The 14,465-nt window shown below is 39.7% G+C and carries 19 protein-coding genes; 16 read left to right on the top strand and 3 right to left on the bottom strand.

The genetic code is table 11. The annotated features are described in order from the left end of the window. From ACF8CV_RS17245 to ACF8CV_RS17210, 8 genes are all read left to right on the top strand, one after another. Positions 1-370: hypothetical protein (locus ACF8CV_RS17245; RefSeq protein ID WP_392425415.1), on the top strand; the 370-nt coding region annotated here is incomplete at its 5' end. A gap of 148 nt (positions 371-518) precedes the next feature. Beyond that, complete coding sequence (locus tag ACF8CV_RS17240) at positions 519-833, top strand: hypothetical protein (protein WP_047734377.1); 315 nt, start codon at positions 519-521, stop codon at positions 831-833. Positions 834-977: 144 nt separating this feature from the next. After that, entirely contained in the window at positions 978-1,655 is a 678-nt protein-coding gene (locus ACF8CV_RS17235; RefSeq protein ID WP_138937943.1) for a hypothetical protein, read from the top strand. 181 nt (positions 1,656-1,836) lie between these two features. Next, complete coding sequence (locus ACF8CV_RS17230; RefSeq protein WP_138937942.1) at positions 1,837-2,661, top strand: TIR domain-containing protein; 825 nt, start codon at positions 1,837-1,839, stop codon at positions 2,659-2,661. Between the two features lie 162 nt (positions 2,662-2,823). Then, positions 2,824-3,624, top strand: a complete 801-nt coding sequence (locus ACF8CV_RS17225) for a DUF4365 domain-containing protein (protein ID WP_138937941.1) — start codon at positions 2,824-2,826, stop codon at positions 3,622-3,624. Between the two features lie 133 nt (positions 3,625-3,757). Beyond that, positions 3,758-4,243 (top strand): hypothetical protein, encoded by a 486-nt coding sequence (locus tag ACF8CV_RS17220; RefSeq protein WP_138937940.1) that lies wholly within the window; start codon positions 3,758-3,760, stop codon positions 4,241-4,243. 132 nt (positions 4,244-4,375) lie between these two features. Further along, a complete protein-coding gene (locus ACF8CV_RS17215) occupies positions 4,376-5,008 on the top strand; it encodes a hypothetical protein (protein WP_206383820.1) in 633 nt (210 codons plus the stop codon). Beyond that, a complete protein-coding gene (locus ACF8CV_RS17210; RefSeq protein ID WP_138937939.1) occupies positions 4,998-6,011 on the top strand; it encodes a Kiwa anti-phage protein KwaB-like domain-containing protein in 1,014 nt (337 codons plus the stop codon). The genes ACF8CV_RS17215 and ACF8CV_RS17210 overlap by 11 nt, the downstream gene beginning before the upstream one ends. Positions 6,012-6,237: 226 nt before the next feature. On the opposite strand, the gene ACF8CV_RS17205 is transcribed toward ACF8CV_RS17210, so the two are convergent. Further along, positions 6,238-6,399, bottom strand: a complete 162-nt coding sequence (locus tag ACF8CV_RS17205; protein ID WP_171055918.1) for a hypothetical protein — start codon at positions 6,397-6,399, stop codon at positions 6,238-6,240. Between the two features lie 351 nt (positions 6,400-6,750). Between ACF8CV_RS17205 and ACF8CV_RS17200 the strand changes: the two genes are divergently transcribed. The 4 genes from ACF8CV_RS17200 to ACF8CV_RS17185 all read left to right on the top strand — a co-directional run bounded on the left by ACF8CV_RS17200 (position 6,751) and on the right by ACF8CV_RS17185 (position 9,800). Beyond that, the gene (locus tag ACF8CV_RS17200) at positions 6,751-7,401 is read left to right on the top strand and encodes a hypothetical protein (RefSeq protein WP_138937938.1); all 651 of its coding nucleotides are present in this window, start codon (positions 6,751-6,753) and stop codon (positions 7,399-7,401) included. Positions 7,402-7,536: 135 nt separating this feature from the next. Next, on the top strand, positions 7,537-8,310 hold the full coding sequence (locus ACF8CV_RS17195; protein WP_138937936.1) for a nuclease-related domain-containing protein: 774 nt from the start codon (positions 7,537-7,539) through the stop codon (positions 8,308-8,310). Between the two features lie 197 nt (positions 8,311-8,507). After that, positions 8,508-8,786 carry a hypothetical protein gene (locus ACF8CV_RS17190; protein ID WP_138937935.1) on the top strand — a complete coding sequence of 93 codons (279 nt, stop codon included), beginning with the start codon at positions 8,508-8,510 and terminating at the stop codon, positions 8,784-8,786. A gap of 603 nt (positions 8,787-9,389) precedes the next feature. Continuing rightward, on the top strand, positions 9,390-9,800 hold the full coding sequence (locus ACF8CV_RS17185) for a hypothetical protein (protein WP_138937934.1): 411 nt from the start codon (positions 9,390-9,392) through the stop codon (positions 9,798-9,800). A 163-nt stretch (positions 9,801-9,963) separates the two neighbouring features. On the opposite strand, the gene ACF8CV_RS17180 is transcribed toward ACF8CV_RS17185, so the two are convergent. Next, the gene (locus ACF8CV_RS17180) at positions 9,964-10,140 is read right to left on the bottom strand and encodes a hypothetical protein (protein ID WP_180776609.1); all 177 of its coding nucleotides are present in this window, start codon (positions 10,138-10,140) and stop codon (positions 9,964-9,966) included. Positions 10,141-10,605: 465 nt separating this feature from the next. Here ACF8CV_RS17180 and ACF8CV_RS17175 point away from each other — a divergent pair, with 465 nt between their 5' ends. The 4 genes from ACF8CV_RS17175 to ACF8CV_RS17160 all read left to right on the top strand — a co-directional run bounded on the left by ACF8CV_RS17175 (position 10,606) and on the right by ACF8CV_RS17160 (position 13,865). After that, positions 10,606-10,845: a hypothetical protein gene (locus ACF8CV_RS17175; protein WP_171055912.1), complete on the top strand. Its 240-nt coding sequence runs from the start codon at positions 10,606-10,608 to the stop codon at positions 10,843-10,845. 135 nt (positions 10,846-10,980) lie between these two features. Then, positions 10,981-11,442: an HAD family hydrolase gene (locus ACF8CV_RS17170; protein WP_138937908.1), complete on the top strand. Its 462-nt coding sequence runs from the start codon at positions 10,981-10,983 to the stop codon at positions 11,440-11,442. A 680-nt stretch (positions 11,443-12,122) separates the two neighbouring features. Beyond that, complete coding sequence (locus tag ACF8CV_RS17165) at positions 12,123-12,467, top strand: hypothetical protein (protein WP_138937909.1); 345 nt, start codon at positions 12,123-12,125, stop codon at positions 12,465-12,467. A 690-nt stretch (positions 12,468-13,157) separates the two neighbouring features. Further along, a complete protein-coding gene (locus ACF8CV_RS17160; RefSeq protein ID WP_138937910.1) occupies positions 13,158-13,865 on the top strand; it encodes a hypothetical protein in 708 nt (235 codons plus the stop codon). A 169-nt stretch (positions 13,866-14,034) separates the two neighbouring features. Here the strand turns inward: ACF8CV_RS17160 and ACF8CV_RS17155 are convergent, their stop codons facing one another. Continuing rightward, on the bottom strand, positions 14,035-14,265 hold the full coding sequence (locus tag ACF8CV_RS17155) for a DUF2188 domain-containing protein (protein WP_021485147.1): 231 nt from the start codon (positions 14,263-14,265) through the stop codon (positions 14,035-14,037). Positions 14,266-14,465 lie beyond the last annotated feature (200 nt).

The following is a 14,465-nucleotide window of genomic DNA, read 5'->3' as shown; positions in this document are numbered from 1 at the left end:
ATTGATAAAACAGCCCCCTTATAAAGTTGAGTTTGGCCAGCTAGGAGAGGTTCCACCTATGCACGTTATTTCTATAGACAATACCTCAATACGGTTGAGTGGAAACAGCCAAGATATCCTTGACAGTGGCTATACTGATGCAGTTATGGCTTGTAATGGAATTGAATCCGAAGAAACCAAGAAGGCAATGCTTGAGCTTAATAGACAGGGTTTTGTATTTGCTTACGACTATAAAGCTTATATTTCACCTAGCTACTATATGAAGCAGCTTTTATTAAGTGGTGATTTAACAACTTCATTTAAAGAAATCAGTTGGAGAAATCCAAAGCAATGGTGTCTTACCGAGTATGAGTTTGAACTACGCACATAACAAAGCGTTTAAGAGGGATTCATGCCGCGTGGCATTTTTGGTATGCGGTTGGTTTTGGTGGTGAAAGTGGTTTGCGGGAAGTTGGTTTGTGCGGCATTCACCCCTTAACGCAGCGTTATGTTGCTCTAGCTATCAAAAGGACATTGGGATGAGTTGTGGAAAGTGTTCTGGATTAGTCAGGGAGATTCGAAGTCCCCAAAAGTTAACGGAATCGATACTTCTTTTAAGAACAAACACAGAGAAGGGAAATCTCAAATATTTAGGGTTTGGATCTTATGGCCAGCCTTTTTCCCAAATAGCTAATGGGAAAAATTGGGGCGATTTCGTAAGCAATTACTTTGTTTGCAAGCTTTGTGGGCAAGTAATACATCTTCGCGCTGAAACTTATCATGGTAGTGGCGGTAAAATTGCTGCTGTTGAATCGATTTTAGGTAAATTGTATATCGATGAGTTCGCAACATAACAAAGCGTTTAAGGCGGATTCACAACGCTTGGCATTTTTAGTTTGAATCAACTTTAGTGTTTACGGCACAATGAGTTAGGTTGGGTGGTCGCGTTGTTCACCACTTAACGCGGCGTTATGCTACCTAAATTAAGGAGAGTGATTGTGAATCATTTTAAAAAGCTCTTACCATATCTGATAGGTATAGTTACTGGAGTAGGCTTGTGGGCGCTGAGTGATTTATTATTTTCGTCGCTAAAAAACACTGATGTAAAAATAATTGTTTCTATAATTGCAGCTTTTGGCTCACTTACGACAGGGCTGGTAGTCGCAATATTTAGCCACTCAAGTCACAAATCCAGAGAGCTACTCGCTCAGAAGAGAATGAGTGAAAGGGAGTTACAAGTTCAAGCGAAAATTAGTGAAAGAGAGCTTATTCTACAAAAATATATTCGTGAACGAGAAATTGAGGAAGCACATCGTCAAAAGAAAGTGGAGATATACAATGATTTCTTGAAATTAGTATCCGCGTTTATGCAAGGAGCTAATCATAACAATAAGAAAAAGTTACCTAATCAGCAAAGAATCTTTGACGAGTTTGAAAAATTTCAAAATGGGATTTTGCTTTGGGGTGGCCCTAAAGTTATTCGAGCTTTCCTGGATTACAGGAAAAGTAGTGGGGGAAGCCAAGACAGTTTAACTATTTTCAGGCATGTCGATGCCCTGTATAAGGCTCTTAGAGAAGATATAGGCTTAAGCAATGAAGGGTTGGAACAGCTTGAGTTAGTACAGATGTATTTAGGCGACCCTCATGAGATAGATGTGCTTATATCGGAAGCATAACAAAGCGTTAAAGAGGGATTCGTGCCGCGTGGCATTTTTGGTATGCAGTGAGTTTTGGTGGTGAAGGTGGTCTGCGAAAGGTTGGTTTATGCGGCACTCACCCCTTAACGCGGCGTTAAACGTACCGAGTAGATTATCGGTTATAATAAGTAGATTTTTATCCATTAATTAAATTGTAGAAATGAGTATTGAATTTTTATCGAATGACTTTGAAAAGGTCAGTTACTTAAGTAACTTGCTCACTAGTCACGCTACTGGTGGAGATGCTGACAATTCCGAATACATTCAGCTTCGTCATGAATTACTAAAAGATTCCACTTTAGCACCAATGCTCCCAGATTGGTTGAAGCTCCACAGAGATCTGGGTTCATTTTGGGGCTTCATCAAAAATAAGTTTGGTACTTATGCGGAAAGGCGTACTTATCTTTCTGAAGAGTTTGCACCTGTTTGTAATTTCTTGGAATTTGGCGATACACCTACTTTAAAATCAACGGAACCACCATTTAAGACTCAACAGCATATGCCGCAAAGTTCATCTCTAGTTACAGAAGTAAAACCTAAGAAAGACAAAGTGTTTATCGTGCATGGACGCGATAATGAAGCGAAACAAGAAGTAGCAAGATTTGTCGAAAGCGTAGGTTTAACTCCAATTATCCTTCATGAGCAAGCAAGTGGAGGCAAAACTATTATTGAAAAAATTGAGCACTACGCTGATGAAGTCGGGTTTGCATTGGTTCTCTATACGGCTTGTGACCATGGTCGAGGCATTCATGAGACAAAAGTTCATCCTAAGCAACGAGCAAGGCAGAATGTTGTTTTTGAACATGGTTACCTAATGGCTAAATTGGATCGAGGAAATGTTTGTGCTCTCGTTAAAGGCGAAATCGAAACTCCAAATGATATCAGTGGTGTTGTATATGTAGCTCTTGATGCGGCAGGCGCATGGAAAACTGAGGTAGCTAAAGAGCTTAAAGCCAGTGGTTATTCCCTAAAAGAGTTCTTCTAGTTCATTTTAAGGTACGTTTAACAAACTGTTTAAGAGTGATTCGCAACGCGTGGCATTTTTACTATGCGTTGCGTTTAGTGTTTAAGGTGGTATGCGGCGGCATCGGTATTGCGTTGCTCACACCTTAACAGGGCGTTAGTTTTCAATACAATTTGGTGAAACATGGTAGCTATTAGAGGAAAAAACTTAAGATCTGGTGATCTAGCGGAAGAGTTAGGGGTTCTGCTGTTACAAAATTTGGTACTAGTTTCGCCTGTACCTAGGACGGAAGATGTAGGTATTGACGTTGTAGCTACGCTTTTATCTGACTTTGATAAAAGGCGTTTAATGGCAGAGGACAATTTCTTTGTACAGATAAAATCATCAAGTGTGAATGAAATCGAGTATGTTGATCATCAAATTGATTGGTTATATAAGCTTGAATTACCTTACTTCATTGCGACAGTAGACCGAAAGAATAGCAAAATAAAACTGTTTTGTTGCCACAGGCTTTCGAATGCATTTATAACTAATCATGAACGAAAAAAGGTAATTATTCATTTTGATGATCTTCAAGTTTCGGATGAAGTAGTTACTAAAGATGATGAAAATATTTACATTGGTCCTCCTGTAATAGAGTGGAGTATTTCTACTTTAGAAGAAGATGAAGAGTTTTCTGAGACTTTCTATCAAGTCATGAAAGAACATATCTTGATTTACAAAAAGAACCTTTCGTGGAGAAACGTGGGGTGGGTTGAGCTATTTGATTGGAAGACCAATGAGAAGCCTCGTGTATATGGTCGTGCAGGCGCAGAATCCAGAACTTTTGCTGAAAGTCAGCAAGTTGTAGAAGACGCACTAGATCCATACTTGTCTAAGTGGCTTATGGGTATGCAACTGGAAAATGAGTGGACATCTACAGCTGAAAGTGTGTATTCCTTAATGTTTAAAATACGAAAATTCGTTACAGGTAAAGAAAACTAACAAACAATTTAAGAGTGATTCAGCACGCTCGGCAATTTTGGTTTGGGTCAGGTTTAGTGTTTACGGTGTTCAAATTGAGTGTCGAGGTTGCGTGCTTCACACCTTAATTGGGCGTTATACGAATTGAGAAAATATGAATAACATTCAAAAGTTCGACGAGTTGGTGGCAATGCTGCTAGCTCATCTATATGAAAACTTCCCTCGAAGAACTGAAATTGATGCTTTTGAGTTTCTTGGAATCGACTTTGAGCATCGCTCATTCCTTGATGACAACGAGGGGTATGAAGAACATACAAGTAAATGCCAAGAGGCAGACTTTTTACTTGATACTGCTCTTTGGCTCATTGATTCGGGCTTCCTGTACGGAAAAATTGAGAATGAAATGGCAGGTTTTCATACATCGAAAAAGTGCATAGATATAACACTGTCTCCTAAAGGACTGGAGCTCCTCAAGTTAGTTCCTAGCTCTTTAGAGGTTAGTCAAAATCTAGGGGACAAGCTTGTTGATACTATCAATCAAGGTGCAAAAGATGCGGGTTCGAAACTAGTAAGTGAAGCCTTAACCAAATTTGGGTCGGTGAACCAGTTGATGAGCCTATTTAGTAACTTGGGTGGGTAAATTCGTATAACAAAGCATTTAAGAGTGATTCGCAACGCTTGGCGTTTTCGCTTCGCTCAAGTATAGCCAAGCGCCGCTCACACCTTAATGCGGCGTTAAGCGATTTTAATTTTACATTCGGAGGTGGCTTTAGTGAAAAAAAGAAAAGCTGGTCTAAAGATAGGGGCGAGGCTAACTCTATTCCTAGTTTCCTACATGCCTTTGTTTGTAATTATGGTGTTTGGTCAGTTTTATAAATATAGCAATTACCTCAATTGGGGAGGGTTCAACTGGGATTCATTGTTTATTTTTATAAAATATTTTGGGGCTGCGACTGTATTGATAATACTATCTATATATGGTGCTGTAGGTTTGAAGGTATTGCTAACAAATATAGAGCGTCGAGCCAAAACTAATGGTAATTTAGTTAAGATCGATGATATCGAAAACAAAAATAGTGAGTCAATATCATATTTGTTTACATATATTATACCTTTTGTATTCCAAGATTTATCAAGTGTGATAAATGTTTTCTCAGTAACCATGTTATTAGTCGTTACCTTTTTAATATACTCAAATTCATCAATGCTACTGATAAACCCAACAATAAGCATGAAGTATTCACTCTATATGATTGAGTACACTGATTCTGATGAAGGGAAGAAGAAAAAAGGAATGATAATTTCAAGAAATAAATTTCTTGAAGAAGACGACCAAGTAAAAATAAAGAAGATTGGTCATAGATTATTTTTTGCAGTTGATATAGGAGGCAACGATGCCAGCTAAAAAGAAAATAAATGATATCTTAGATATCATTGGTGATCAGAACGTAACGTTCAGATTGTTCTTTATCACTAGACATATTAAAGATGGCGTCAAAAAGTCAGCAAAAGTCATAGATAAGTTCCAGTTCAAAGCAAATAGCATAGACATGTCTCCTGATGTTTGCTCATTTTTCTCAAAAAATGCACGAACTCAACTGGAAAAGTTGACTGCGAAGGAAGGGTATGACCTTGAATCATATAATGTCATTACAGATGATTTGGGGGACAAGCTTTACACCTACGCATTAAATAACACTCTGTCATTTTCTGATGTTGTCTTTAATCAACTGCTTACAAATAAGGTTGATGCAATTGCCTCATTAAAGGATGTGAAAAGCGACCTTTGGGCGTATTGCTTACAAATCAATACTGTAAATGATGCAGCCTATCTGTTTCGTAAAATGAGTTCAGGAAAAGTAACTACTGATGAAGCTCAAACGAAAATGGAAAAATTATCGTCTTGGTTTGATTCAACGGACTCTGAGCTAAAAACTGTCAATAGTGAGACCGTCAGTTTTGATGACAAAATCGATTGCATATACTTTAATTCGGAATTTTTAGTTTTAAGAAAGTCAGGGTTTGAACAAATAGTAGGTTTGGAAGAAGAGTTCCAAAATGTTGCAAATGATGTTATCTCAGTTATTGAGTCTACCAACTTGGTTGAAGGTTTAGATCATATCAAAGCGAACCTCAGCAAAAGTAGAGCGTTGCTCAAAACTCTGGCAAACATTGGAAAAAAAGGAAATCACTCGGGTTTCAACAAAGACGAAATCGAAAAGATGAAAAGTGCCCTAAAACTCTTTGAAGGTAAGGAACTTAAATTTTCATCGGACGGAAAGTTAGTACTAGAGAACAGTATAGACGTTGGCTACTTTGTTAAACTTCTGAATGACTACTATAAAGTGGGTGTCATTACCGGGAAGTATTATGGAACCAATAGCGGTAATGTTATCGAACCGGCATAAAATCGCTTAACAATCTGTTTAAGAGTGATTCGCAACGCTTGGCATTTTTGCTATGCGTTGCGTCTAGTGTTTAAGGTGGTATGCGGCGGCATCGGTATTGCGTTGCTCACACCTTAACAGGGCGTTATGTTTACTTGAAATTCAAAGGCTTAAAGTTCTTAGGCTGAAGTTCTTTGTCCCTCTGGCAATCCGTCCCTAGTAGACTCAGCAAATCAGTATTGTCGGTCTAAGTTCTTGAGTCACTTGGGCCGTAAAACATGTCAATGTTCGCGGGTTGCTTCATTGTCAGGTCGTGGCGGTCGGCTTCTTGTTTAACTGGCTCAAAGTCGCTTTCAGGTTCATTACCAAGCAGCATTTCAGCTTGGCAGTTGCCTCGGCAATTCAACATTGTTTTTCGCTTTGGTTGGAAAGATAGGGTGCTTGTTGTTTCTTGGTCGGGTTGCCTCATTGGGTAGGGAAGTGGAATTACTGGTTTTAGGTTAATCGCCTTTGGTGGCCAATTTGGTTCTAGCCTTGTGGTTTAGCTCAGAAAACCAGTGAGAAATGGCAGTTCTTTCTCAAGTAAATCATGTATTTGTGGTAAAACATAACAAACAGTTCAAGCAGATTCGTAACGCTCGGCGAATTTACTATGCGGCGTGTTTGGTGTTTTAGTCGGTTTGCAGAGGCTTGGTCAGTGCGTTACTCACTACTTAACTGGGCGTTAGCCGTCCCCATAAAATAAAATGTAGGTGGAAATATGAAAATCAAAGGGAGAACTTCTCATGTTCGTTGTCATTTGCTGTTCTCTATCGCTTTAGATGCGCAAAATAGGGTTGCTAATGAACCAGAACAAGCACTTGTTAGTTTGATTTTTAGCTATAGTGCACTCGAAGCTTTTATTAATGAGTCATTATCCGTCACTGAGCAGTTTAGTGGTGGTCGAAGAAGCGATGATGAAAAAAAGTTTTACGCTTTGATGCAACAGCTTCAAGAGAAAAAAGACTCTACAGAGCAAAAATACCATTTGTCTAAGATTTTATTTACAGGTTCACCTTGGCAGAAAGGTGACGAACCATTTCAACGTTTTGACTTTTTAAAACGATTAAGAAATGAATTAATCCATAAAAAGTCAGAAACAACAAAGACAGTTAAAGACTTAAGTACAAACGAAACTTCTGTGACCTTATCAAACAATACGCAACGCTTAGTTAGAGGGCTTAAAGAACGAAAATTAATTGATGAGTCAGCAGAATATGGTAGTTGGTTAGACGCAATTCAAAATGAAAAATTTGCCAAGTGGTGTTGTGATACTGCCATTATTATGTCGGATGCATTTATCAACATGTTGCCATCCGGCAAGTACCAAGAAATTTTCAGGGAAATGCTAGAGTTTGAGCGAAACGGCTAACAAACTGTTTAAGAGTGATTCGCAACGCGTGGCATTTTTACTATGCGTTAGGTTTAGTGGTTAAGGTGATATGCGGGAGCTTCAGTATTGCGTTGCTCACACCTTAACAGGGCGTTAGTTGAATAGGGAAAATCCGTGAATATTTTTGAAGCATTTCTTAATGTGCTTGCGCAAGTCTGGTATCTAGTGCCTTTATTGCTCATTGTTAGCGTTTTCAAAAGTAGGTGGCTAAAAGGTGTATTCGGTGAGTTTCTCGTGAACCGTCTTTTGTCCAAATTACCAGAGTCTGATTACACACTAATAAAAGACGTAACGTTGCCGACTAACGATGGTACAACTCAAGTCGACCATATTGTGGTTTCTAGATATGGCATCTTCGTCGTTGAAACTAAGAATATGAAAGGTTGGATATTTGGTTCAGCTCGCCAGAAACAGTGGACACAAAAGATTTACCGTCATTCCTCTAAATTTCAGAACCCACTGCATCAGAATTACAAGCACATAAAAGCTCTGGAAACCTTGCTAGGTTGCAGTGAAGAACACTTGCATTCAGTTATTGTTTTCATCGGCGACAGTACCTTTAAAACCGAAATGCCTCCAAACGTTGCCTGCGCTCGAGGAAGTATTCGATACATTCAGCAATTTAACGATGTAGTGTTCTCTGACAATGATTATGCTCGGTTAACAGAGTCTATAAACCGGCTAAAGTTAAAGCGCGGAGTCATTACGGATTTAAAGCATCGTAAACATGTCAAAGAAGTTGTTGCATCCAAAGTTAGCTCAAATGAGTGCCCCCGTTGCGGCTCTGAAATGGTGTTGCGTGAAACCAAGCGTGGTGAAAATATAGGTAAACAGTTTTGGGGTTGTTCAACCTTTCCCAAGTGTAGGGCTGTGAAACAATTCAACTAACAAACTGTTTAAGAGTGATTCGCAACGCGTGGCATTTTTACTATGCGTTGGGTTTAGTGTTTAAGGTGGTATGCAGCGGCTTCGGTATTGCGTTGCTCACACCTTAACAGGGCGTTAGGCGACATGAGATAAACGATAGAGTAGTGATAGTATCTTGGCGTGAATCTAGCTTCAGTTAATTGAAAAGGAGTGGATTAATGAATGGTAAAGCATTTGATAATTGGCAAGAATCTCGAAAGAAAGGATGTTTAAATTGGCTTTTCAGAACCACTTTCGTCACAGCCATTTTGTACATGATTTTTAATGTTATTTTCCTTTATCCATCTTCTGATGCGGCAAGCATTACGATTTTCTTATCGGATAATGCTCTTAATTACTCAATTTACACGATCGGGATGTTTTTCGCATTTTGGGCTATTTGGCTATACAACGAATCTTCGTATGAGAAAGAAGTTAAACGTAGAAATGTCGCCTAACAAACTGTTCAAGAGGGATTCGCAACGCGTGGCATTCTTACTATGCGTTGGTTTTAGTGTTTAAGGTGGTATGCGGCGGCTTCTGTATTGCGTTGCTCACCCCTTAACAAGGCGTTAGCTTTTACAGTGAAATAGGGAGTCAGATTTGCTCGTTTGGACAGTAACTATTTTGGTTGTCGGCACAATTTTGTACTTAAATATCAGCGTGTCATATTGTGTCTTTTTATCTGAAGGGTTCAGCCGAAAGCAAAAGATTAATGCGCTAGTTTTGTGTTGGTTACTACCAATTATAGGCTCTTGTCTCATACTGTACTCGGTATTAGATGATGTGCCGATAATTAGAAAAAAGGGCTCTGGTTTAGGAAATTTACTATTTCTCTCTTGGGTAATAGCGCTAAACAAAACCCCTAGTGATATTGGCTGTAATGCGCCAGAATCTGTAGACGACGACAGTTAAAAGCTAACAAATTGTTCAAGAGGGATTCGCAACGCGTGGCATTTTCACTATGCGTTGATTTTAGTGATTAAGGCGTTATGCGGCGGCATCGGTATTGCGTTGCTCACCCCTTAACAAGGCGTTAGGTGCTTATGGGATAAATGAGAATGAAGAAAGAAATCTTGCCTTTATTTGAGTTTGGCACATGGAATCGGTTGGAGACTGTTCGGGAGCAAGAGCTCATTCTTCTAAAAGGGCATTTGATTCTAGATATAGCCTTAACTGAATTATATGGTGATAAGTTGAGCTTCTATGGAAAAGCCAACAAGTTATCTCAGAACGAAGAGTGTCGAATTTGCGCACAGATGTTGCTCGAAATAAACTCGATTCGAAACAAATTGGCGCATGAGTTCTTTTTTGACGCTATCGAGTCTGGTTTATTAGAGTGGGCTGAAGATGTGCTGGCAAAGATAGAGTTCACTAAATATTCAAAAATGACCAATAGAACCAAAATAATTCATGCTTTTTCTGCATTAGCTAGGGAAACTTTATCATTTAAGTTCAATATGCCCAATTAGAACGCGCCTAACAAAGCGTTTAAGAGGGATTCTCAACGCTTGGCATTTTTAGTTTGAATCGGTTTTAGTGTTTACGGCACAATGGCTTAGGTAGGGGGGCTGGCGTTGTTCACCCCTTAACGCGGCGTTAGGGCTCACGTCAGATGAGGGAGCCCTGAAGTCATTAGATTTGTACTTGTACTGTAAAATCGACGCTTAAGCTAGCTTGAAATGATACAGAACGAGTGTTGGTAATAAACTCTAAAACGTCCTTTGGAGGTATTTCTAAGTAAAGTGATAAGCAAATGACCACAATAACGGAAATTAAAAGAGTAAAAGCTTTAATTACTAAATCTGACATAAGCATCTCCGGCATATGACATGAAAGCAAATGACAAACTGCATTGTTTGTCCCAAATCGCTCGTTGTCACTTGCAACCATAAAACGATAAAGCAGAGCGTGTTTTATGTTGCGCCGCACAGATTTCGCTTACCAAGTGGGTAGGTAGTATCTGATTAGAGTTAAACCATATAATCTAAAGAAATACATGTCAATTGGTAGGTGAATCCAAGAGCCCTAACAAGGCGTTTAAGAGGGATTCTCAACGCTTGGCATTTTTAGTTTGAATCAGGTTTAGTGTTTACGGCACAATCGTTTAGGTTGAGTGGTTGGCGTTGTTCACCCCTTAACGCGGCGTTAGTTGCCAACGAGGAAAACGCAGCTTAAACAGAATGTTTAGAGTTAAAGTCAGTGTGTTTTTGGTGGGGTTTCGTACTTCAATTTTGAATCGTTCGGGTTTGTGAAAATCGATCTCAGGTTTCTTTTGTGGTTGGATTTTCTGTTTCAGAAACCGATTTGCTTGTTGAAAATCAGCTCTGTGATATTGTCTTTTCAAATGAGCTTTTTGGTGTTGTTAGTCCGTTTTCTACGGCGCTAACTGTTCCAAGTGGTTTCAGTGACAGGCACTTTGAAGCTGCGCCTGATTTGAGTCTATCAATACATATAAAGCTGGTGTTGGCAAAACGGCAATCAACTTCAAATCAAAGCGTTAGGTTTGGCAACTAACAAAGCATTCAAGAGGGATTCACAACGCTTGGCAGTTTTGGTTTGAATTGGCTTTAGTGTTTACGGCACAATGGTTTAGTTTGGGTGGAATGCGTTGTTCACCCCTTAATGCGGCGTTATATGCAAGGAGGCAAAATGAGCAAAGTGTACTTGTTAGATTGGGGCGATACACTAATGATCGATTTCCCAGATCAAACAGGGAAAATGTGTGATTGGGAAAATATCCAAGCTGTAAACGGTGCGCGGCAAACCTTAGAAGCACTGTCAAAACAACATCAAATCTATGTCGCTACTAATGCCGCTGACTCAACAGAAAGTGATATAAAATTGGCTTTCGAGCGAGTAGGTTTATCTCCTTTTATCTCAGGCTACTTTTGCAAAGCTAACCTTGGTATCGGCAAAGGTGCTCCGGAGTTCTTCAATCGAATTATCGACACTTTAAACGTTGAGCCTAAATCGGTGGTTATGATCGGTGACTCATACGACAAAGATATTGAGCCAGCTATCACTGTCGGCATCCAAGCTATTTGGTTTAATCCTATGGGTAAGGTTGCTCAGGGAAGTCATGAAGTAAAGGAAATCAGGAAGTTGTCGTAACTTTGCACATAACAAAGCGTTTAAGGCAGATTCGCAACGCATGGCATTCTCAGGTCAAATTGAGTTTTGTGTTTAAGGTGCAATGGTTTAGGTTAGGTGCAGGCGTCGCTCACTACTTAACGCGGCGTTAGCACTGGGTTGGCATCAAAGGCTAAAAGTTTCTGTTTTCATTGGTTTCTTTTCCTCGCTTTGCACCGGATCAAATGTGCCATTCAGGCTCGCTCCGGTGGCACTAGATGTGAAGTTTTCGCTTTGAGTTTATCGTTTACGGTTTCTAACTTTCAGGCTATTTCTCTGGCGCTGAGAAATTTTCGGCAAAACAAGCATTTCTTTGTCGCTGTTGTTCAAGTTCGAAGCCCGTATTCTTTGCTAATTTGAAAGCGGTGAAAAAGGGCAGTTAAGCATGTTTTTCTTCTAGCCAACTTACGTCTTGATGTTTGTTTTTAGTTTGGTAGCTGTCCGTTTGGTTTTGGTGTTTTAAGCCATAAATTTCGTGCTATATTTCAATATCTTGGAGTGTACCAAAAGCTTTAAGGCAGCGTGCTAACAAACAATTCAAGAGGGATTCGTAACGCGTGGCATTTTTGCTATGCGTTGATTTTAGTGGTTAGGGTGGTATGCGGAAGCATCGGTGTTGCGTTACTCACCCCTTAATTGGGCGTTAGGTGCTAGGAGGTAAAATGAAAATCTGTATAATGTTGCTGTTTCTTTTTTCATCTTCCGTCTTGGGTCAAACGTTTAGAACTGATAATTTCGAGTTCGAATTTCATAATGAATGTGGCGAAGGCGAAGTTACTTGTAAGAAAGTCCGAGTTTTTTTTTCACTCATTGGAATAGAACTAAAGCAAGAGGCTTTAGGTAAGTCTATCCACTCACTTTGCGCTGACGGAATCACCCCTTGTCGGTTCTTAGGTTATGAGTTTCGTAGTGATGGAGTTCGTTACATCGTATATGAATCTGGTGTATTGAGTGTTGTGGATGACTCTGGTAGTGAGCTTTTGTTAGAACAAGGTATTTGGGAGTGAACGCACCTAACAAATTGCTTAAGTGTGATTCAGCACGCGTGGCATTTTTTGTAGGCGGTGGCTTCAGTGTTGAAGTGCCATGCATATACTTGGTCATTGCGTGCTTCACACCTTAGCAAGGCGTTAGTACGGGTTTGACATCAAAGGTCATAAGTTTTCGTGTTTATCTGTTTTGGCGCTCGTCTTTACACCTTTCAGTTAGTGCCTTTCACGTTCTTTCCGGTGGCACTATAAGCGGAGTGTTCGCTTTGATTTCACCGTTTACGGCTTCTAACTCTTAGCCTATTTCTTTGGCGCTTCTTCATTTTCGTGGTGGTTTTTGAGAGAACCTTGATTACTTTTAGTGTGGCTGTTGAAGTACGAGGAAAGAATCCTTTTCTAATTTGAAGTTAGTGAAAGTAGGGTAGTTCAGTACGTTTTTCTTCTAGCCAACTCTCGTCTCTTAACCGAGTTTAAGTTTTGTAGCTGCCCGTCTCACTTCAGTGTTCAAAGCCTTTCATATCATGCCACTTTTCAATATCTTGGAGCGCACAAATAGAAGTAGCGCATGTACTAACAAATTGCTTAAGAGTGATTCGTAACGCGTGGCATTTTTACTTTGCGGTGGCTTATGTGATTAAGGCGCTGTGCGGTAGCTTTTGTATTGCGTTACTCACACCTTAGCAAGGCGTTAGCCCTCAGGAGTAAATAGTGATATTTCGAATAGTAAATGTATTAGTATTATTTGGATGTGTGTATTGGTTTGCTACTGACGCTAGCCCTGAGCCTGTAATCGTATTTCTTGCTAGCATCGGCACATATTTCCGAGATGCTGTTCATGGAGTAATTGGCTCCCGCTTTATTTCTTTATCATCTCGTAATCCTTTGATTCGAACTTTTACAAATCAGAAATACTCTTTTATCTCTGATACTTACATCTCACCAGCAATCATTGACGATTTAAACGGCTGGTTATCAGATACAGGAGATCAGGTTGTAGCAGTTAACATCGCAGATTCAAATGGGAGTAATCGCTATTTTGGTGATATCACCGTTGAGAGTGTTGCTGATGGTTATCCTATTGTGCGATTTCAAGATAATGAAAAAACAATTGTGTACCAGTATGTTGGTTGCTCATTTAGTGGGGTTCATATTTTAAGGTTAACCTCAAATTATGGTGGCTCTGGGTCATTTAACTACCTTATGCTTCTTACTTTAACCACGGACTCTAGTGTTGATTTTGAAAGGGAAACGAAAGTCACCTCAAAAGATCGATTGGTAGTTAAAAAAGTTGGCACAATCTCTTTAGGCGACCGATATAATGGTCATGTCTCATATAAATGGGGCTTTCTTCATATATCTCCATCTGACAGTATGCAGTGCTTAAAAGATAAAAAAGAAAAGGTGTTCGTCCTGTAGTTGAGGGCTAACAAACTGTTCAAGAGGGATTCGCAACGCGTGGCATTTTCACTATGCGTTGGTTTTAGTGTTTAAGGTGGTATGCGGCTGCTTCGGTATTGCGTTGCTCACCCCTTAACAGGGCGTTATGTATATTCTGGGGACATCCATTTCCCCTAAGGTTTAACTGTTAGCCTTTTGAGCTTTTAGGATCATTCCCGTAGCTATGCTTATCGCGGATTTTGTTGTTGTCAGCTCTGTGTATGGATACTTCAGATTGAGCCTTTTTAGCTAGTTCTCTAGTTTTTTCAAAAACTTCTTTCTGGGTGCTACCAGTTACACTTGCTCTACTAGCATCTTGGCGTTTACCTCGCCATGTTCCGTCAGTCCCCTGATAAACGTTGTAGTCCTTATTAGCCATATAGTTTCCTCAAATGAATAAGTTATGGATCACCTGTGTGTGCAACCACACAATTTATACATGGGTATTTGTACAGTTAAAATCAAGCGGTAGACTAAAAAATATACATAACAAAGCATTTAAGGCGGATTCCCAACGCTCGGCATTTTTGGTTTGCTTCAACTTTAGTGTTTACGGCACAATGCTTTAAGTGCAGCGGT

This window comes from Vibrio sp. zbq_1 (assembly GCF_043102935.1).
In the GTDB taxonomy this organism is placed as follows: domain Bacteria; phylum Pseudomonadota; class Gammaproteobacteria; order Enterobacterales; family Vibrionaceae; genus Vibrio; species Vibrio parahaemolyticus.
Note: the sequence above shows the minus strand (reverse complement) of the source record. Positions and strands in the feature narration are given on the sequence as shown.